This is a genomic window from Allobosea sp. NPDC055353 (genome assembly GCF_053644975.1).
Map to the genome: position 1 here is coordinate 927,884 of NZ_JBSHMC010000002.1, position 18,442 is coordinate 946,325.

Here is an 18,442-nt window from a genome sequence, read left to right on the forward strand (position 1 = left end):
AAAGCAATCCAAGGGACCGGCTCGACCCGTTCAGGCCGGCGGCCCCTGGATTGCTTCGTCGCTACGCTCCTCGCAATGACGAGGAGCGGGAAGCAGGGCTCACTTGCCCTGGTTGATCGAGACCGGCTTCACCGCGTTGTTGGCGAGGCCGTATTTCTCGATCAGCTTGTCATAGGTGCCGTTCGCCTGCAGCCGGTCGAGCGCGCCCTTGACCGCGTCGCGCAGCTGCGTGCCTTCCGCCGTCTTGGCGAAGGGGATGCCGGCCAGCGAATGGGTGAAGGGCTTGCCGAGCGCGATATAGGTGTTCGGCTCGAGCTTCTGGAAATGGCTCATCGTCTCGCTGCCCTGAACGCCGCCCTGGAGGCGCTGCGTCTTGAGCTGGGTGCGCGCGTCGACCGAGCCTTCGGTGCCGACCACGTTGATCGCCGGCTTGCCCTTGGCGACGCAATTCGCCTCGCTCCACTCGCCGATCTGGCGCGGCCAGTTGGTCGCGCGGCTGGCGCCGACGCTCTTGCCGCACAGGTCCTCGGGGGTCTTGATCGTGTCCTTGAAGGCGGTGACCGTGTAGAACTGCGCGCCGGAATCCATGTAGTCGATGAAATCCGCGGTCTCGCGCCGCGCCGGCAGGTCGCTCATCCCGGCCATCACCGCGTCGACGCGGCCGGTCTGCAGCGAAGGCAGCATCTGGGCGAAGGCGGTCTCCTGCCACTCGACCTTGACGCCGAGCTCCTTGGCAATGGCCTCGCCCAGCTCGATATCGAAGCCCGAGAGCTGGTTGGTGGCGACATCCTTGAAGGCGATCGGCGGATAGTTCGGCTGGGTCGCGATCACGATCTTGCCGGCGGTCTTGATGCGGTCCGGCAGGGCCCGGGCCTGCGCGGCGAGCGCGGTGCCGGCGAGCAGCGCGGCAACGATGGTCAAACGAAGCATGTGGTCTCTCCCTCTAATGAACAGGTTCCGCCGTCACTTCAGGACGGCGGCGATGAAGTCGCGCGTGCGCGCCTGGCTGGGCGCGACGAGCACGGTCTGCGGCGGGCCCTGTTCGACGATCTCGCCCTTGTCCATGAAGACGACGTCGCCAGCCACTTCGCGGGCGAAGCCGAGCTCATGCGTGACCACGATCATCGTCATGCCGGACGCCGCGAGGTCGCGCATCACGTTCAGCACCTCGCCGACGAGCTCGGGGTCGAGCGCCGAGGTCGGCTCGTCGAACAGCATCAGCTTGGGCTTCATGGCGAGCGCCCGCGCGATGGCGACGCGCTGCTGCTGCCCGCCCGAAAGCTCGCTCGGATAGGCGTCGCGCTTGTCGGCGAGGCCGACGCGCTCCAGCAGCGCCGTCGCCTCGGCGACGATCTGCTTGCGCGGCTGCTTCAGCACGGTGAGCGGCCCCTCGATGATGTTCTGCAGCGCCGTCATGTGGTTGAACAGGTTGAAGCGCTGGAACACCATGCCGGTGACGAGGCGCTGGCGCGCGATCTCGACATCGGTCAATTCGTGCAGTTCGTCGCCGACGCGGCGATAGCCGATCAATTCGCCATCGACGCGGATAGCGCCCTTGTCGATCTTCTCGAGCTGGTTGATGCAGCGCAGCAGCGTCGACTTGCCCGAGCCGGACGGACCGATGATGCATTGCACCGTGCCGGGCTGGATCGAGAGCGAGACGTCGTTCAGCGCCTTCAGCTCGCCGAAGATCTTGCTGACATTCGCGATCGTGACGATCGCGCTATCGGCCTTCGCCGGGTTCTCCGCCGTGCTCATGCCGTTTCCTCCTGCACCGCGGCGCGCTTGGTGCGCCGCCCTCCCCGCCCCTTCGAGAAATGGCGTTCGAGGAAATACTGTCCGATCTGCAGGATCGTCACCACGAGCAGATACCAGCCGGCCGCGACGATCAGCAATTCGATGACCCGGGCATTGGCGTAGTAGATCGTCTGCGCGTTGCGCAGGATCTCGGCATACTGGATCACGCTCGCCACCGAGGTCAGCTTGACCATGCTGATCACCTCGTTGCCGACCGGCGGGATGATGACGCGCATCGCCTGCGGCAGCACGATCCGGCGCAAGGTCGTCAGCCGGGTCATGCCGATCGCCTTGGCGGCCTCGGTCTGCCCGGTATCGACGGAGAGGATGCCGCCACGCACGACTTCGGCCGTATAGGCGCCCTGGTTCATGCCGAGCCCGAGCAGCGTCGCCATGAACGGCCCGATGATGTCGATCGTGCGCCAGGAGAACAGGCCGGGGATGCCGATGGTCGGGAAGACCAGCGCCAGATTGAACCAGATCAAGAGCTGCAGCAGCAGCGGCGTGCCGCGGAAGAACCAGATATAGAACAGCGCCGCGCTGCGCAGCACCGGGTTCGGCGACATGTACATGATGGCGAAGACGACGCCGAGCACGATGCCCAGCGTCATCGCGCAGACCGTCATGATCAGCGTGTTGCCGAGACCGGCGATGATCGCCGGCGCGGTGAAGAACTGCCGGACCACCGGCCAGGCGATGTCACCTTCGACGAAGGCCATCACGATCCAGGCGAGGATTGCGAGGATGATCACTGACGCGACCCAGCGCCCGTAGAAGCGCCGCGGGACGATCCTGAGATGCGAGACCGCAGCGAGGTCGCGGCTGCTGATCGGCGAGGTTGCGTCGCTCATCGCCCGCTCTCCCGGCTCCAGGTTTCCAGGCTGGCGAGCTTGCCACGGAAGCGCGCGATCTGCTCGCGCACCCGCTCGGGCGCCGTGCCGCCATGGCCGCTGCGCGCCGCGACGGCGGCATCGAGCGTCAGCTGGCCGAGCACGCCGGCATCGAGGCGTGGATCGACCGCCCGGAGGTCAACGGCATCGAGCGATTCAAGCTCGCGGCCCATCTCCTCGCAATAGCGCACCAGCGCTCCGGTGATCTCATGCGCTTCGGCGAAGGGCACGCCGTTGCGAGCGAGATGATCCGCCACCTCGGTCGCCAGCGCGAAGCCGGAGCCGGCCTGCGCCCGCATCGTCGCGACATCCGCGCTCATGCTGGCGATCAGCCCGGCGAAGGCCGGCAGCACCTCTTCGAGCACGTCGACGGCGTCGAAGCCCGTGCGCTTGTCCTCCGCGAGGTCGCGGTTATAGGACAGCGGCAGCCCCTTCAGCGCGCCGAGCATGGTGACGAGATCGCCGGTCAATCGCGCCGCCCGGCCGCGCGAGATCTCGGCGATATCCGGGTTCTTCTTCTGCGGCATGATCGAGGAGCCCGTGGCGAAGGCGTCGTCCAGCGTCACCCAGGCGAATTGCCGGGAGGTCCACAGCGTCACCTCTTCGGCAAGGCGCGACAGGTTCGTCGCCAGCATCGCCGCGACGAACAGGAACTCGGCGACATGGTCGCGCGCGCCGACCGCATCGACCGAATTCTCGAACGGCTCGTCATAGCCGAGCGCCTTGGCACTGAGTTCGGGATTGAGCGTGATCGCCGAACCGGCGAGCGCTGCCGCCCCGAGCGGGGACTGGCCGGAGCGCTTCTCCCAGTCGGTCAGGCGCGAGGCGTCGCGCATCAGCACCTGCCCATGCGCCATCAGCCAGTGCCCGAAAGTGACGGGCTGGGCGCTCTGGAGATGGGTGAAGCCGGGGCAGACCGACGCCGCATGCTCGTCCGCCTGGTCGGCGATCGCGGTCAGCAATTCTGCCAGCATGCCGGCGAGCGTGCGCGACTTGCTCCGCAGATAGAGCTTCAGGTTGTTCGCCGCCTGGTCGTTGCGCGAGCGTCCGGCGCGGAGCTTGGCGCCAGTCGAGCCGACGCGCTCGGTCAGGATGCGCTCGATGAAGGTATGCACGTCCTCGTCATCGGGCCCGGGCGCGATCCGCCCCTCGACCGTATCGCGGGCGATCCCGTCGAGCGCGGTCAGGATGACCTGGAGTTCCTCGGCAGTCAGCAGGCCGGCGCGGCCGAGCTCGGCCGCATGCGCCTTGCCGCCCGCGACATCCTGCGGCACCAGCCTTGCGTGCTCGCCGGCGGCGCTCGACAGCTTCATCAGGCGCGGGTCCGGCGGCTTGCGGAAGCGGCCGCCCCAGAGTCGGGTCGTCTGGTTCATGATCTCATTCCTCCCGTCGGGGAAGAATGACCTCTTGACCGAGAGGCCGGCAAACGAAACGATCTCCGCCGAGATAGTCCAAAAAGGAATACCCCATGGCGGCCAGCCGGCCACCCCCGTCAGCCGCGGCGCTGAGGGCGTTCGCGACGGTCGCAAGGCTGGGCTCGACGGCCCGTGCCGCCCTTGCGGTCAACCTGACCCAGAGCGCCGTCTCCAAGCAGATCCTCTCGCTGGAGCACCATCTCGGCACAGTGCTGTTCGACCGCAGCCCGCTCGGCCTCAAGCTCACCGAAGCCGGCGCGATCTACCTGCCCTATGCGGAAGCCGCGCTGGAGCAGATGGAACGCGGCGCCAGGCGTCTTGCGGAGCGCAGCGCCATCGCCCGGCCGATCCGCCTGCATATGGTCGCGATCGCCGGCGAACGCTGGCTGATGGCGCGCTTTCCGGCCTTCGCCGAGGCACATCCCGGCGTCGACGTGCAGTTCACCAATTATGTCAGCGAGAGCGAGACCGAGGAGCCGGATATCGAGATCGCCCATGGCGTCCCGCCCTGGCCTGGAAAGGAGGCGCATTTCCTGTTCGGCCGCGATGTCGCGCTCGTCGCCGCGCCGAGCCTGATCGAGCGGATGGGCGGTTTCCGCCGCGCCGCCGATATCCAGAAGATGACCCTGCTGCAGCACTACCAGATGCCGGCCTTCTGGGCCGAGTTCACCGAAGCCCATGACCTGCGCGGCGCGGTGCCGGAGCATACCGTGCGCTACGGCTATTATTCCGTGATCACCAGCGCCGCCGTCGCCGGCCTCGGCCTCGCGCTGGCGCCACGCTGCTACGTCGCCGACGAGTTGGCCTCCGGCGCGCTCGTCAATCCGCTGGGGCTCGGCTTCACCAGCGCCACCGGCTGCTGGCTGACGCGGCCGCTCGAACAGCCGCCGCGGCCGGGGCTGGATGCCTTCATCGCCTGGCTGCGGGCCGAGGCCGAGAGCTTCGACGCAGCGACGCGCGCCCCGCCCGCTTCCACCTGATCCGCCCGGCGAAACCTCCCCCTCGCCGGCGCGTTGTCACCCGAGGAGGAGGAGCCATGCTCACCATTCTGCCCGCCCCGGACCATGTCGCCGCCTATCGGCTGTCGCAGACGCTCACGGCTGAGGATCTCGACGCCATCATGGCCGATATCGACGCCCGGCTCACACGCCACGAGAAGCTCGGCATCCTCGCCGACATGACCGATTTCACCGACATGACGCTGGCCGCGGCCTGGAAGGACGCGCGCTACAGCCTCGGCAAGCTCTGGGAGCTCCGGCGCTTCCCGAAGGAGGCGGTGATCACCGACAAGGGCTGGCTCGCCGGCTTCGTCGATCTGCTCGACCCGGCGATCCCCTTCGTCAAGGTCCGCGCCTTCAAGCCCGAGGACTATGACAAGGCATTGACCTGGGCCGGCGATATCGAGGGCGGCCCGAACGCCTGAGGCTTACGCAGTTCCGCTGCGCGCGAAGGTCTCGTCGAAGGCGTAGCCGGCGCCGCGTACGGTGCGCAGCGGGTCCTTGGCGTCGCCCGGCGTGATCGCCTTGCGCAGCCGCCCGACATGGACGTCCACCGTGCGCTCGTCGATATAGACGTCGCGGCCCCAGACGGCGTCGAGAAGCTGGGCGCGCGAATAGACCCGGCCCGGCGCCTGCATCAGGAACTCGAGCAGGCGGAACTCGGTCGGGCCGAGATGCAGTTCGCTCCCCGCGCGCCGGACGCGCCGCGTCGTACGGTCGAGCTCGAGATCGCCGGCCGCGAGCAGCCCTGCGACATGGCCTGGCTTCGCCCTGCGAAGAAGCGCCTGGATGCGGGCGATCAGCTCCGGCAGCGAGAACGGCTTCACGACATAGTCGTCGGCGCCGGTCGCAAGGCCGCGCACGCGCTCGGTCTCCTCGCCGCGCGCCGTCAGCATGATGATCGGCACGCGCTCGGTGTCGCGGCGCGAGCGGAGGCGGCGGCAGAGCTCGATGCCGGACAATCCCGGCAGCATCCAGTCGAGCAGGACCAGATCGGGCGTTGAATCGCGCAGATGCAGCTCGGCGTCATCCCCGCGCGCGACGCTGTCGACCTCGAAGCCCTCGGCTTCGAGGTTGTAGCGCAGCAGCAGGGTGAGCGGCTCCTCGTCCTCGACGATCAGGATACGTGCGGCCATGTTGGCTTTGACCTCAGCTTCCCGTCACCGCTTCGACCTCGATATTGGTCGTGTCGAGCTTCGGGCGGTTCGCATCGAGAGAATCGCCGGTGACGAGGTAATGGATCGTCTCGGCGATATTGGTGGTGTGGTCGCCGATGCGCTCGATGTTCTTGGCGCAGAACAGCAGATGCGTGCAGAAGGTGATGTTGCGCGGATCTTCCATCATATAGGTCAGGAGTTCGCGGAACAGCGAGGTGTAGAGCGCGTCGATCTCGTCGTCGCGCTTCCAGACCTCGAGCGCCTTCTGCTCGTTGGTCGCGGCATAGGCGTCGAGCACGTCCTTGAGCTGGGCCTGCACGAGGCGGCTGATATGCTCGAGGCCGACGACGGCGCGATGCGGCGGCTGGAACTGGCCGGCGATGGCGACGGCGCGCTTGGCGATGTTCTTGGCGAGATCGCCGACGCGCTCGATGTCGGATGCGAGGCGGATCGCCGAGATCAGCTCGCGCAGGTCCTGCGCCAGCGGCTGGCGGCGGGCGATGGTGAGCACCGCCTTCTCCTCCACCTCGCGCTGGAGGTTGTCGAGGCGCTGGTCGGCCGAGATGATCTTCTGGGCGAGCGCGGTGTCGCGGCGCACCAGCGCAACCGTGGAATCGCCCAGCATGCGCTCGGCCATGCCGCCCATTTCGGCGAGGCTGCGGCGGATGCCTTCGAGATCGGCGTCGTAGGAGCGGACGATATGGTCGGTCATGGCGTGTTCCTCAGGCGCATCGGCCCGAAAAGTGGAAACCGGTTTTCGGGCAAGCCGATGCGAAACAAAAATGCCGCTTAGCCGAAACGGCCGGTGACGTAGTCCTGGGTCTGCTTCTTGGCGGGATTCATGAAGATCGTGTTGGTCGGCGCGAACTCGATGACCTCGCCGAGATACATGAACGCCGTGTACTGCGAGATGCGGGCCGCCTGCTGCATGTTGTGCGTGACGATGGCGATGGTGAAGTCGCTCTTCAACTGCTCCAGCAGGTCCTCGATCTTGCCGGTCGAGATCGGGTCGAGCGCCGAGGTCGGCTCGTCGAACAGGATCACCTCCGGCTTCTGCGCGATGGTGCGCGCGATGCACAGGCGCTGCTGCTGGCCGCCGGAGAGGCCCATGCCGGAGCTCTTCAGCTTGTCCTTGACCTCGTCCCAGAGCGCGGCGCGGCGCAGCGCGCCCTCGACGCGGTCGTCGAGCTCCGACTTCGGCGGCTTCTCGTAGAGGCGGATGCCGAAAGCGACGTTATCGTAGATCGACATCGGGAACGGCGTCGGCTTCTGGAAGACCATGCCGACGCGCGAGCGCAATTCATTCACATCGACGTCGTTGGAGATGATGTTGCGGCCGTCGAGCATGATCTGCCCCTCGGCACGCTGCTCCGGATAGAGCGAGTAGATCCGGTTGAAGATGCGCAGCAGGGTCGACTTGCCGCAGCCCGACGGGCCGATCAGCGCCGTGACGTGGCGGTCGCGGAAGTCGAGATTGATGTTCTTCAGCGCCTTGTGCTCGCCATAGTAGAAATCGAGGTTCTTCACCGCGATCCGGACGGGCGCCTCGGCATCGAGCGACTGGGGGGAGAGTTCAAGGGTCGAAAGCATCGACATTAAGTCCTCAAGGTCGGTCGCGACCGGGTTGGTTTCAAGCCCTACTTGCTGCCGGCGACGATACGCCGGGCAACGAGCGAGAGCACGAGGATCGAGACGGTGATGATGAGCGAGCCGGCCCAGGCGAGCTGCTGCCAGTTCTCGTAAGGGGCGGAGGCAAACTGGTAGATCGTCACGGGCAGGTTCGAGACGCCGCCCACGAGCGAGGGCGAGAACCAGAAATTGTTGTTGAGCGCGGTGAAGAGCAGCGGCGCGGTCTCGCCGGCGATGCGGGCGAGCGCCAGGAGGATGCCGGTGACCATGCCGGCCTTGGCCGCGCGCCAGGTCACCGAGGTGATCACGACGGAAGGCGGCGCGCCGAGCGCGGCGCCGGCCTCGCGCAAGGGGCCGGGCACGAGGTTCAGCATGTCCTCGGTGGTGCGCACGATGACCGGGATCGCGATGATGCCGAGCGCGACGCCGCCGGCCCAGCCGGAATAGCCGCGGAACGGCTCGACCAGGATGACGTAGACGAACAGGCCGATCAGGATCGACGGCGCCGAGAGCAGGATGTCGTTGATGAAGCGGATCAGGTTCGCGAGCTGCGAGCCGCGGCCGTACTCCGCGAGCCAGGTCCCGGCCAGCACGCCGATCGGCGTGGCGATGGCGATGCCGAGGAAAGTCAGCACGAAGGAGCCGACGATGGCGTTGGCGAGGCCGCCGCCCTCGCTCCCGGGACCGGGCGTGACCGCCGTGAAGGTCGCGAGCGAAAGCCCGCCGATGCCCTTCACCACGAGCATGCCGAGGATCCAGAACAGCACGAAGATGGCGATGAAGGTGAAGCCGGTGGCGATGAGCTTCATCAGCCGGTCGGCGGTGCGGCGCGACTGGCGCACGCGTCCCCAGGGCTGGTGAGGCAGTTCGCGGGGCGTGGTCGTCATGGTCATGGGAGGCCTCAGTAGCGCTTGACGCGGGCGACCAGCAGCCGCGCGATGACGAGGACGACGAAGGTGACGAAGAACAGGATGCAGCCCAACGCGATCAGCGCGTTGAGCTGCAGGCCCAGCGCCTCGTTGAACTCGTTGGCGATGCGCGAGGCGATGGTCGAGCCGGGATCGAGGATCGAGGCCGAGAGCCGGTTGGCGTTGCCGACCACGAAGGTCACCGCCATCGTCTCGCCGAGCGCGCGGCCGAGGCCGAGCATCACCGCGCCGATGATCGAGACGCCGGCCTGCGGCACCAGGACATGACGCACCACCTCCCAGGTCGTCGCGCCGATGCCATAGGCGCTCTCGCGCAGCACGGACGGGATCTGCTCCAGCATGTCGCGGGTGATCGAGGCGATGAAGGGCACGATCATGAAGGCGAGGATGATGCCGGCGGTGAAGATGCCGAGACCGGAGGGCGAGCGCGAGTAGAGCACGGTGCCGACGATCGGGATGCCCTCGACGATGTTCGAGAGCGGGATCTGCACATAGGCGGCGAAGAGCGGCACGAAGACGAACAGGCCCCACATGCCGTAGATGATCGAGGGCACGGCGGCGAGCAGCTCGATCGCGGTCGCGACCGGCTTCTTGAACCAGGCCGGGGCGAGCTGGGTCAGGTAGACCGCGATGCCGAGCGAGAGCGGCACGCCGATCACCAGCGCGATCAGCGCCGTCGAAAGCGTGCCGACGATCGCCGGCCAGGCGCCGTATTGCTCGTTCTGGGTGTCCCAGACGCTGGAGGTGATGAAGCCGAGGCCGAACTCGCGGAAGGCCGGCCAGCCGCCGATCACCATCGAGGCCATGATCGCGGCGAGCAACACCAGCACCAGCAACGCCGCCGCGAAGCTGGCATTGCGGAAGACCAGGTCGAAGGTCGCCTTCGGCGTCTTCCGCACGATCGGCGTCGCGCCGGGAATGCTCGTCATGTCGGTTGCTGCGGTCATCCGCGAAGGCTCCGGTGGCGTTGCCGGGATCGTCGGGAAGCCCGCTCGATCCCAGCCCTCATCCTGAGAAGCGCCCGAAAAGGGCTTCTCAGGATGAGGGCTTGAAGAATGCGGCAAGGCGGGTCGGAGCCCGCCTCGCCTTGTCGAGGGCAGCGATCAGAAGATCGGCTTGCCGGCAGTGTCGGTCACGCCCTTCCAGGCGGCGCGGACCTGGTCCTTCACATTCGCCGGCAGGGCGACGTAGTCGAGGTCGCTGGCGAGCTTGTCGCCGGACTTGTAGGCCCAGTCGAAGAACTTCAGGGCAGCCTGCGTCTCTTCCGGCTTCTCCGGCTTGGCATAGACCAGGATGAAGGTCGCCGAGGTGATCGGCCAGGCATCCGCGCCCTTCTGGTTGTTCAGCGAGATGCCGAAGCCCGGCTGCTCGTTCCAGTTGGCATTGGCGGCGGCGGCCTGGAAGGCCTTCTCTTCCGGCGCCGGGAAGTTGCCATCGGCATTCTTCACCAGGGCATGCGAGAGCTTGTTCTGCTTGGCATAGGCATATTCGACATAGCCGATCGAGTTGGCGACCTGCTTGACCGAGGCCGAGACGCCTTCGTTGCCCTTGCCGCCGATGCCGACCGGCCACTGCACGGCGGTGTTGTTGCCGAGCTTCGACTTCCACTCGGCCGACACTTTCGAGAGGTAGTCGGTGAACTGGAAGGTCGTGCCCGATCCGTCCGAGCGGTAGACCGGGTTGATGTTCGCGTCCGGCAGGGTGACGCCGGCGTTGAGCGAAGCGATCTTCGGGTCGTTCCACTTCTTGATGTCGCCCATGTAGATCTGGGCGATGACGTCGCCCGAGAGCTTGAGCTTGCCCGGCTCGATGCCGGCGATGTTCACGACCGGGACGATACCGCCCATCACGGACGGGAACTGGATCAGTCCATCCTTGGTCAGGTCCTCGCCCTTGAGCGGGGCGTCGGTCGCGCCGAAGGCGACGGTCTTGGCCTTGATCTGGCGGATGCCGCCACCCGAGCCGATCGACTGGTAGTTCAGGCCGATACCCGTCTCCTTCTTGTAGGCCTCGGCCCACTTCGCATAGATCGGGAAGGGGAAGGTCGCGCCGGCACCGGTGATGTCGGCGGCCTGGGCGGAACCGGCGATCCCGACGGCAACGGCCGCGAGAACAAGAATCTTGCGCATGTGAGAAGTCCTCATCTGATCGCTGTTTGCAGCGACCCTGTCAGAACACCCTCTGTATGACAGCCAAATGACAGTTCGTCATGAAAGCTGTCATGAAGGCCCGGCATGCACGGATTGGGCGGCGGAGACGCTCCTGTCGAAACCACCTTTGTCATTCCGGGGCTTCGCGGAGCGAAGAACCCGGAACCCACGACTGGGTGAGCCCTTTGCAGCCGCATGATCGTGCACGCGAACCCAGTCGTGGGTTCCGGGTTCGCGCCTGCGGCGCGCCCGGAATGACAAGGGAACGGCTCGAAGCTAACCGACGGCGCGCGCGCCCTCGAAGCGCGGCAGGATCGCCCGGAAGGTCGCCCCCTCACCCGACTTGCTCTCGATCGTCAGCCGGCCGCGATGGCGCAGCACGATGTGCTTGACGATCGCAAGCCCCAGCCCGGTGCCGCCCGCTTCGCGGCTGGCCGCGGTGTCGACCCGATAGAAGCGCTCGGTCAGGCGCGGCAGGTGCTCCGGCGCGATACCCGGCCCGTCGTCGCGCACGCTGAAGCTCGCCTCGCTCTCGCCGGCGTCGACGGTGACCGCGACCTCTCCGCCCGGCTTGCCGTACTTGATCGCGTTCTCGACCAGGTTTTCCATCAGGCGCAGCAATTCGTCGCGATCGCCCGGCACCTGCAACGCCTCGCGCGGCGTCTTCAGCACCAAGGCGACCTGTCGCTCGCGGGCCATCAGCGTCAACGAATCCACGATCTCGCGGGCAATTCCTGCCAGATCGACCGGGGTATCAGGCGCGACATGGGCGCGCTGCTCGATCCGCGACAGCGAGAGCAGGTCGTCGACCAGCCTGGCCATGCGCAGGCCCTGCTCGCGCATGATGCCGAGAAAGCGCTCGCGCGCCCGCTCGTCGTTGCGCGCCGGGCCTTGCAGGGTCTCGACGAAGCCGAGCAGCGAGGCCAGCGGCGTGCGCAGTTCATGGCTGGCATTGGCGACGAAATCGACGCGCATGCGTTCGATCACGCGCTGCTCGCTCAAATCCTGGAAGGTGAGCAGCGTCGCATGGCGCAGACCGCTGTCGCGCAGCGCGGCGATATGGATGCGGAACGTCCGCTCCACCGGCACGCGCTCGATCAGCTCGATGGTCTTGGCGCCACCCTCGATCGCGACCTGCTCGATCGCGTCGTTGAGGTCGGGATCGCGCAGCACCAGCGCCAGGAGTTTTCCGGCCGCCAGCCCCGGGATCAGCGCCTGCATGGCCGGGCTCAGCGCCTGCGCCACACCTTGCCCGTCGAGCAGCACGGCTGGCGCGCCGAGCGCCTCGACCACGTCCCGCACCAGCGCGGCATTGGAAGCGGAAAGATTGACCATGCAAAGCCCGGAGACAGACGGCGGATGCCGACGGGGCCTCTTCCTGAGCGGAACAGCGGCGGGCGTCAATTCCCTTCCGCGAGCGAGCCGGCTAGGCTGATCCAAAGCGGAGAACAGGACGATGGCCAGGAAATTATCGGGTTCGGGCGCGAAGGAACCTGTCGTCGCTCCGTCGGATGAGCACGGCAGGCCAGCCAAAACCCGCACCAGATCGAAAAAGCCGAAGGGCTTCGACATCGAGGCCGACAGCCTGCCGGAAGCCATCATCGACGCCGCCTATCACAGCGGCAACTACCCCTATGGCAAGCGGATGAAGCGCAAGCGCTACAACCGCGAGATGGAGCCGCTGCAGATCGAATTGCAGAAGCTAACGCGCTGGGCGAGCAAGCATGGCGAGCGCATCGTCATCGTCTTCGAGGGCCGCGACGGCGCCGGCAAGGGCGGCACCATCGCCCGCTTCACCCAGCATCTCAATCCGCGCCAGGCCCGCATCGTCGCCCTGTCCAAGCCCTCCGATACGGAGAAGGGCCAGTGGTATTTCCAGCGCTATGCCGCGCAGATGCCGACAGCCGGCGAGATCGTGTTCTTCGACCGCTCCTGGTACAACCGCGCCGGCGTCGAGCGCGTCATGGGCTTCTGCAAGCCGGAGGAGACCGCGCATTTCCTCGATGAGGCACCCGCCTTCGAGGGCATGCTCGCCCGCGACGGCATCCGCCTGATCAAGCTCTTCCTGACCATCGGGAGGGAGATGCAGATGACCCGCCTGCACGCGCGCTGGCGCGATCCGCTCAAGCGCTGGAAGCTCTCGCCGATCGATTTCGAGTCGGTCCCGCGCTTCGACGACTATTCACGCGCCTTCGACGAGATGCTCTCCCGGACCTCGACCAAGGCCGCGCCCTGGCAAGTCGTGCGCAGCAACGACAAGCTCCGTGCCCGGCTCAACGCCATCCGGCACGTGCTGAAGGCGATCCCTTACAAGGACAGGGACGAGGCCGCGATCGGCACGCTGGACGAGGAGATCGTCATCCCCGTGAGCCGCTATCTCGACGATGGCGGCGAGCCCGAAGGCCGCTGACCCCAGCCAGTGAACCGCTCCTGCCGGATTCCGGTCACAAAATCAGGTGATCTTCCGGCCTATGGCGACCCTGGCTTTCGCAGCCCTGAGGCGATCCCTTGCATCGAAGCTGACGATCGGCATCGGCGGCTTGCTGGCGCTCGGGCTGACGACCGCCCAGACGCTCCGCGAAGCCATGCCGCCTGCCAGCCTTCCCGCCATTGAGGCCGGGCAGCCCATTGCAGCCGGGCGCTGGCAGGTCGTCATCCGCGAGGCCGGATTGAGCAGCGCCCCGCGCCCCGACGGTTATCGCGGACGGCCCGGCATGAAGGCGCTCAGCGTCGATCTCGACCTGACGAACCGCAGCTCGGAGAGCAGCAATGCAATTGCCCGCATCCTGAGCTTCGATCCGCCGATCGCTGGCCTTTCGCCTTTGCCGACCGCTTATCTGCTGCGCGACGGCGCCATCCTCGGCGCCCTGCAACCGGGCTTGCCGGAGCGCATCCGCATGGTCTGGGACGTGCCGGAAGCAGCGCCGACGCCTGAAACCATCCGCATCGTCGTCACCGGCGAGACCTTCAAGCCGCGCGACAATCTCCTCGCCGCGCCAGGCTGGTTCAATCGGAAGCCCGTCGCCGCGATCACCTTGCCGCTGCGAACGGACGGTGGTGGCTCATGATCCGCGCCCTCGCCCGCGTCACCGCGCTCGCCGTCGCGGCGCTGCTCCTCTTCGCCCTGCAGCAGACCACGCCGGGCTATAGCGAGATCACCGGCCCGATCACCCAGCACGGTGTCGCCGGCACGGCCACAAATGCCCGCGGCTTCACCTTGCGCGTCGAGAAGGTCGTCCTGGCGGAGCGCCTGCGCTGGCAATCCTTCGGCCGCAGCTACGACCGTGACACCGGCGGGCTCTGGGCCGTGGCCGTCGTGGAGGTTGAGGGCACCCCCGCCACCACGGCACTCAGCGGCGCAACCTGGCTGGCGGCGTCCGGCCTGCGCTTCGAGGCAAGCGAGCGGGCCGAGTCGTTCCGTGGCTTCCTGCGCGGCAGGCGCCTCGAACCCGGCCTCCGGCAGCGGGGCCTGCTGATCTTCGAGATCGGCCGCGACGCGGCGCGCGGCGGCGCCCTCCTCGTTTCGCAAGCGCGCTGGCCGCGCCTCGACACGCAGTTGCGCATCTCGATCCCCGATGAGCGCATCGAGCAGGCCGAAACGCTCGATCTCGAAACGCTGACATGACGGACGCGACCGTAGCCGAACCCGCGGCGAAACCGCCGAACTGGCGCAGGCGCTGTCTCTGGGCACTGCCGATCGTCCTGCCACTGGCCTTGTTCGTCCAGGCGCGCAAGACCGTCTCCGCCTGGGCCGGAGCGAGCGATCTCATCGCGCAAACCTCGCCATTCGACCGGCCAGCTCCCCTCGCCGGCGCCGAATGGCGCATCGTCAGCCTCCAGCGCATCGCCGAACGGCCGAATGGCTCTGCCGTCGCGCTGCTGCGCCTCGAGGCGAAGGTGCTGGATGCGGAGAGCGTTGCACAGCCGCCCTGTCGCATCGCCTTGCTCGCCCCGGACGGCCGGCGCTGGCAGCCCGCCTTCCTGGCGCCGAGCGAGGCGAGGCGCGTTCTCAGCCGCGACAAGGACGAGGGCAAGACCTGCGGCCCGGCCTTCCTCGGCAAGCCGGTAGCCGGCTCGACCGTCGCGATCACCGAGAGCTTCATCCTGCCGACATCGGCCTTCGCGACGGCCGATGTCGCGATCAGCCTGCCGGCGTCGCGGCCGCGCTACCTTCGCTTTGCGCGGACGAACTGAGCGCCTCCACCCGCTTTGCCGATGCCTGCTCCACAACCGCCGCAATGAGGCAGATGCGCAGCGCCTCGACCAGGATGCCGCCGCGGATATCGCTGGGACCACCCAGGAAGAAGGCGATGATGCTGGCCAGCGCCTGCCAGGCCGGCAGCTCCTGCGGCCCGATCAGATGCGCAAGGCCGATCCAGCCCCAGGCCGCCGCCCAGCCGATCAAGCGATAGAGCAGGACGAAGCCGATCAGCACCGCGAGCCCCGCTCCGAAGGCAAGCCGCACGCTGTTGGCGATCGGCAGGTAGCGCGAGCGATAGCCGGCGACGAAATGGTCGACGAACTCGCGCAGGAATTTCGGCAACCGCCCATAGCGGGACAGAGCAGCGGCAGTGCGGCGGTGCGTGGTCAGCGCTGCCGCATCCTTCATGTCGAAGCCGTAGATCACCGCCGCCATCAGTAGCCAGACCAGCGGCAGCAGGGCATAGAGGAAAAGCCCCTGCGCGCTGCTCTGCAAGGAGGGCGGCGCGAGATCGACCGCGACGGGCACCGCCGCCTGCGCCTTGCCGATCAGCCCGAGAAGAAGGTCGCGCGCCCGGATCAGATAGGGCAGCGGCCCACCTGTGCCGATCCAGGCCCAAGCCGCATTCTTCCACCCCGCGAGCGCATAGAGGCCGACGAAGATCCAGTTGGCGTCGCAAAGCACGATGACGAATTGCCAGGCCGGGCGCGAGCTGCGCGTCTGCATCAATTTCGCCAGCCTGCGCACCCCGAAAGCGAGCGCGACCGCGATGCCGAGCCAGAGCGTCGCCGGGACGTCGAACAGCGACACTTTCTGGCCGAGATCGGCCATCTCCAGCGCCAGCAGCGAATAGTCCCGCACCGTGTCGCCGAGAAAACCCCAGGCCGCGTAATAGGCGAAGAAGGGAATGATCGCGATCGCGACCACGCCGAGCCAGTCCGGGTCCTTCGGCGCGATGTCGCTCGCTCCTGCGCGCGGCTTCACCGGAAACAGCGCGGCTACCGCCGGCATCGCCGGGCGCAGCGACAGGAACATCGCGACCACCGTGATGAGCCTCACCAGCACGATCGCCGAGAGCACGACGAAGCCGGCGAGCGCATTGGCGAAGCCCGCCTTCACCGCCAGCGGCATCAGGAGGTCCGTGACGAGCGCCCCGCCGGCAGCGACGCAGAGGAGCATCGGCCAGCCGAAGCGCCACAGATGGATGAATTGCCGGATGAGGTCGCCGATCTCGCGCATCGGCGCCAGTCTAGGCGATCACTCCCGTGCAGCGAACCCGGCCCGGGCGCATTACTGACACGCCCTGCCAGGAACAAGCCTCCCCGTCAGCGCCCCATGATCAGTTGCGGCAGCCAGGTCGTCAGCGGCGGCCAGAGCGTGATCGCGATCAGGACCGCGATCAGCGGCGCCAGCCAGGGCACGATCGCCCGCGACATCGCCTCGAAGGAGATGTTCGCCACCTTCGAGGTCACGAACAGCACCACCCCGACCGGCGGCGTGATCGTACCGATCATCAGGTTGAGCACGAAGATCAGACCGAACTGGATCGGATCGATGCCGAACTGTGCCGCGGCCGGCGTCAGGATCGGGATCAGGATCAGCATCGCCGCCAGCGCTTCCATGAAGCACCCGACGAAGAGCAGCAGCAGGTTGACGATCAAGAGGTAGACGATCGGACTGCCGGCAAGCTCGACCAGTGCCGGCCCGACCACCTGCGGGATGCGCGAGATCGACAGGCACCAGCCGAGCGCCGCCGCCGCCATCACCAGCGCCAGCACGACACCGGTGGTTTCCACCGTCTGGACGACGAGCTCCGGCAGGGTCTTCAGCGAGAAGCTGCGATAGACGAACAGGCCGAGCACCAGCGCATAGGCGGTCGCCACCGCCGCCGCCTCGGTCGGCGTGAAGATGCCGCCCATCATGCCGCCGAACAGGATAACCGGCGTCATCAGCGCCCAGTGCGCCTCCCTGTAGGCGCCCCAGAGCTGGCGGAACCCGGGGAACGGGTGCCGCGGCAGGTCACGCTTCCTGGCGATGTAGACGACCATCGCCATCAGCGCGCCCGCCATCAGCAGGCCGGGAATGATGCCGGCGATGAACAGCCCGCCGATCGAGACATCTGCGGTGACGCCGTAGATCACCATCGGCAGCGAGGGCGGGATGATCGGCCCGATCGTCGCGGAAGCGGCCGTGATCGCGGCCGCCGTCTCGGCATCATAGCCCTCGTCCCGCATCGCCTTGATCTCGAGCGTCCCGACGCCGCCGGCATCCGCCACGGCCGAGCCCGACATGCCCGCGAAGATCACACTGGCGAGGATATTGGCATGGCACAGCCCGCCGCGCATGAAGCCGACGCAGGCCGTGGCGAAGCCGAAGATCCGGTCGGTGATCCCCGCCGAGTTCATGATGTTGCCCATCAGGATGAACAACGGCGCCGCCAGCAGCGGGAAGGAATTGGCGGATTGCGCGATCTTCTGCGGCACGATGCCGAGCGGGAAGCCGCCGAGGACGACGAAGGCGACGGCTGCGAGCCCCATCGAGACGAAGAGCGGCACGCCGATCATCAGGGCCAGGAACCAGACCGGCAGGATCTGCAGCATCAGCGTGGTCATAGCGCCTGCGCTCCGGGTTCCGCGACCTCGACCTTGCGCCCGGCCAGCACATCGCCGATCTCGGCCAGCGCCTGCAGGATCAGCGCCAGCGCGGCGAAGGGCATGATGATGTAGAGTGCCGCCGAGCTGACCGGCAGCGCGATCGATTCCACGTCCCAGGTCCGCTCGATCAGGCCCCAGGAGTAGCGCAGCAGCACGGCCGCGAAGACGATCACCGAAGCTTGCGTCGCGATCTCCAGCACCGCCTGTGCGGCGCGCGGCAACCGCGTGGCGAAGACCATGATGCGGATATGCGAACGCCGGCGGGCCGCGATGATCCAACCGACGAAGCCGGTCCAGACCAGGAGGTATTGCGCCAGCTCGTCCGACCAGGCCAGCGGCTGGTTGATCTGGCGGAAGAACACGCCGAGCACCACGACGGCGAGCAGCGTCAGCAGGAGCACGACCGCGGCCCAGTAGACCAGCCGGTCCGCCAATGCGGCGAGGGATTTCATCGGATGACCAGCCATGTCCTGATGCTCGGATGAACGGGAGGGCACATACGTGCGGCTCGCGCCGTCATGCTCGCCCTTGTGGCGAGCATCCACGTCTTGAACGCAACCCGTCGGGAATGAAGACGTGGATGGTCGGGACGAGCCCGACCATGACGAAGCGGTTCCGCCAC

The 18,442-nt window shown here is 67.2% G+C and carries 20 protein-coding genes; 6 read left to right on the forward strand and 14 right to left on the reverse strand.

The features are described 5' to 3' along the window. Nucleotides 1-99 precede the first annotated feature (99 nt). From ACWIEX_RS17795 to argH, 4 genes are read right to left on the reverse strand one after another with little or no spacing between them, the layout of a single operon-like run. Nucleotides 100-930, reverse strand: a complete 831-nt coding sequence (locus tag ACWIEX_RS17795; protein ID WP_454034313.1) for an ABC transporter substrate-binding protein — start codon at nucleotides 928-930, stop codon at nucleotides 100-102. A 33-nt stretch (nucleotides 931-963) separates the two neighbouring features. Next, a complete protein-coding gene (locus ACWIEX_RS17800; protein ID WP_454034314.1) occupies nucleotides 964-1,758 on the reverse strand; it encodes an amino acid ABC transporter ATP-binding protein in 795 nt (264 codons plus the stop codon). Further along, complete coding sequence (locus ACWIEX_RS17805) at nucleotides 1,755-2,648, reverse strand: amino acid ABC transporter permease (RefSeq protein ID WP_454034315.1); 894 nt, start codon at nucleotides 2,646-2,648, stop codon at nucleotides 1,755-1,757. The genes ACWIEX_RS17800 and ACWIEX_RS17805 overlap by 4 nt, the downstream gene beginning before the upstream one ends. Further along, nucleotides 2,645-4,060, reverse strand: a complete 1,416-nt coding sequence (argH, locus tag ACWIEX_RS17810) for an argininosuccinate lyase (protein ID WP_454034316.1) — start codon at nucleotides 4,058-4,060, stop codon at nucleotides 2,645-2,647. The genes ACWIEX_RS17805 and argH overlap by 4 nt, the downstream gene beginning before the upstream one ends. Nucleotides 4,061-4,155: 95 nt before the next feature. Here argH and ACWIEX_RS17815 point away from each other — a divergent pair, with 95 nt between their 5' ends. Together ACWIEX_RS17815 and ACWIEX_RS17820 are read left to right on the forward strand one after the other, a co-directional pair. Next, complete coding sequence (locus ACWIEX_RS17815; RefSeq protein ID WP_454034317.1) at nucleotides 4,156-5,082, forward strand: LysR family transcriptional regulator; 927 nt, start codon at nucleotides 4,156-4,158, stop codon at nucleotides 5,080-5,082. 56 nt (nucleotides 5,083-5,138) lie between these two features. Beyond that, entirely contained in the window at nucleotides 5,139-5,525 is a 387-nt protein-coding gene (locus tag ACWIEX_RS17820; RefSeq protein WP_454034318.1) for a SpoIIAA family protein, read from the forward strand. 3 nt (nucleotides 5,526-5,528) lie between these two features. Here the strand turns inward: ACWIEX_RS17820 and phoB are convergent, their stop codons facing one another. From phoB to ACWIEX_RS17855, 7 genes are all read right to left on the reverse strand, one after another. Then, nucleotides 5,529-6,236 (reverse strand): phosphate regulon transcriptional regulator PhoB, encoded by a 708-nt coding sequence (phoB, locus tag ACWIEX_RS17825; RefSeq protein WP_454034319.1) that lies wholly within the window; start codon nucleotides 6,234-6,236, stop codon nucleotides 5,529-5,531. A gap of 13 nt (nucleotides 6,237-6,249) precedes the next feature. Continuing rightward, a complete protein-coding gene (phoU, locus tag ACWIEX_RS17830; protein ID WP_454034320.1) occupies nucleotides 6,250-6,969 on the reverse strand; it encodes a phosphate signaling complex protein PhoU in 720 nt (239 codons plus the stop codon). A 77-nt stretch (nucleotides 6,970-7,046) separates the two neighbouring features. Beyond that, the gene (gene pstB, locus ACWIEX_RS17835; protein WP_113584893.1) at nucleotides 7,047-7,853 is read right to left on the reverse strand and encodes a phosphate ABC transporter ATP-binding protein PstB; all 807 of its coding nucleotides are present in this window, start codon (nucleotides 7,851-7,853) and stop codon (nucleotides 7,047-7,049) included. A 41-nt stretch (nucleotides 7,854-7,894) separates the two neighbouring features. Continuing rightward, entirely contained in the window at nucleotides 7,895-8,779 is an 885-nt protein-coding gene (gene pstA, locus ACWIEX_RS17840) for a phosphate ABC transporter permease PstA (RefSeq protein WP_454034321.1), read from the reverse strand. Nucleotides 8,780-8,787: 8 nt separating this feature from the next. Further along, entirely contained in the window at nucleotides 8,788-9,762 is a 975-nt protein-coding gene (pstC, locus tag ACWIEX_RS17845; protein ID WP_454034322.1) for a phosphate ABC transporter permease subunit PstC, read from the reverse strand. A gap of 156 nt (nucleotides 9,763-9,918) precedes the next feature. Continuing rightward, the gene (gene pstS / locus ACWIEX_RS17850; RefSeq protein WP_454034323.1) at nucleotides 9,919-10,944 is read right to left on the reverse strand and encodes a phosphate ABC transporter substrate-binding protein PstS; all 1,026 of its coding nucleotides are present in this window, start codon (nucleotides 10,942-10,944) and stop codon (nucleotides 9,919-9,921) included. A 297-nt stretch (nucleotides 10,945-11,241) separates the two neighbouring features. Continuing rightward, nucleotides 11,242-12,300 (reverse strand): ATP-binding protein, encoded by a 1,059-nt coding sequence (locus ACWIEX_RS17855; RefSeq protein WP_454034324.1) that lies wholly within the window; start codon nucleotides 12,298-12,300, stop codon nucleotides 11,242-11,244. A 121-nt stretch (nucleotides 12,301-12,421) separates the two neighbouring features. Between ACWIEX_RS17855 and ppk2 the strand changes: the two genes are divergently transcribed. The 4 genes from ppk2 to ACWIEX_RS17875 all read left to right on the forward strand — a co-directional run bounded on the left by ppk2 (nucleotide 12,422) and on the right by ACWIEX_RS17875 (nucleotide 15,159). Next, a complete protein-coding gene (ppk2, locus tag ACWIEX_RS17860) occupies nucleotides 12,422-13,375 on the forward strand; it encodes a polyphosphate kinase 2 (RefSeq protein WP_454034325.1) in 954 nt (317 codons plus the stop codon). 61 nt (nucleotides 13,376-13,436) lie between these two features. Then, the gene (locus ACWIEX_RS17865; protein ID WP_454034326.1) at nucleotides 13,437-14,033 is read left to right on the forward strand and encodes a hypothetical protein; all 597 of its coding nucleotides are present in this window, start codon (nucleotides 13,437-13,439) and stop codon (nucleotides 14,031-14,033) included. Beyond that, entirely contained in the window at nucleotides 14,030-14,590 is a 561-nt protein-coding gene (locus ACWIEX_RS17870) for a hypothetical protein (RefSeq protein WP_454034327.1), read from the forward strand. The genes ACWIEX_RS17865 and ACWIEX_RS17870 overlap by 4 nt, the downstream gene beginning before the upstream one ends. Then, the gene (locus ACWIEX_RS17875) at nucleotides 14,587-15,159 is read left to right on the forward strand and encodes a hypothetical protein (RefSeq protein WP_454034328.1); all 573 of its coding nucleotides are present in this window, start codon (nucleotides 14,587-14,589) and stop codon (nucleotides 15,157-15,159) included. The genes ACWIEX_RS17870 and ACWIEX_RS17875 overlap by 4 nt, the downstream gene beginning before the upstream one ends. Here ACWIEX_RS17875 and ACWIEX_RS17880 read toward each other — a convergent pair. From ACWIEX_RS17880 to ACWIEX_RS17890, 3 genes are all read right to left on the reverse strand, one after another. Further along, nucleotides 15,107-16,405, reverse strand: a complete 1,299-nt coding sequence (locus tag ACWIEX_RS17880) for a hypothetical protein (RefSeq protein WP_454034329.1) — start codon at nucleotides 16,403-16,405, stop codon at nucleotides 15,107-15,109. The genes ACWIEX_RS17875 and ACWIEX_RS17880 overlap by 53 nt on opposite strands. Nucleotides 16,406-16,491: 86 nt before the next feature. Further along, entirely contained in the window at nucleotides 16,492-17,778 is a 1,287-nt protein-coding gene (locus tag ACWIEX_RS17885; RefSeq protein ID WP_454034330.1) for a TRAP transporter large permease, read from the reverse strand. Then, nucleotides 17,775-18,287 carry a TRAP transporter small permease gene (locus ACWIEX_RS17890; protein ID WP_454034331.1) on the reverse strand — a complete coding sequence of 171 codons (513 nt, stop codon included), beginning with the start codon at nucleotides 18,285-18,287 and terminating at the stop codon, nucleotides 17,775-17,777. The genes ACWIEX_RS17885 and ACWIEX_RS17890 overlap by 4 nt, the downstream gene beginning before the upstream one ends. Between the last annotated feature and the right edge of the window lie 155 nt (nucleotides 18,288-18,442).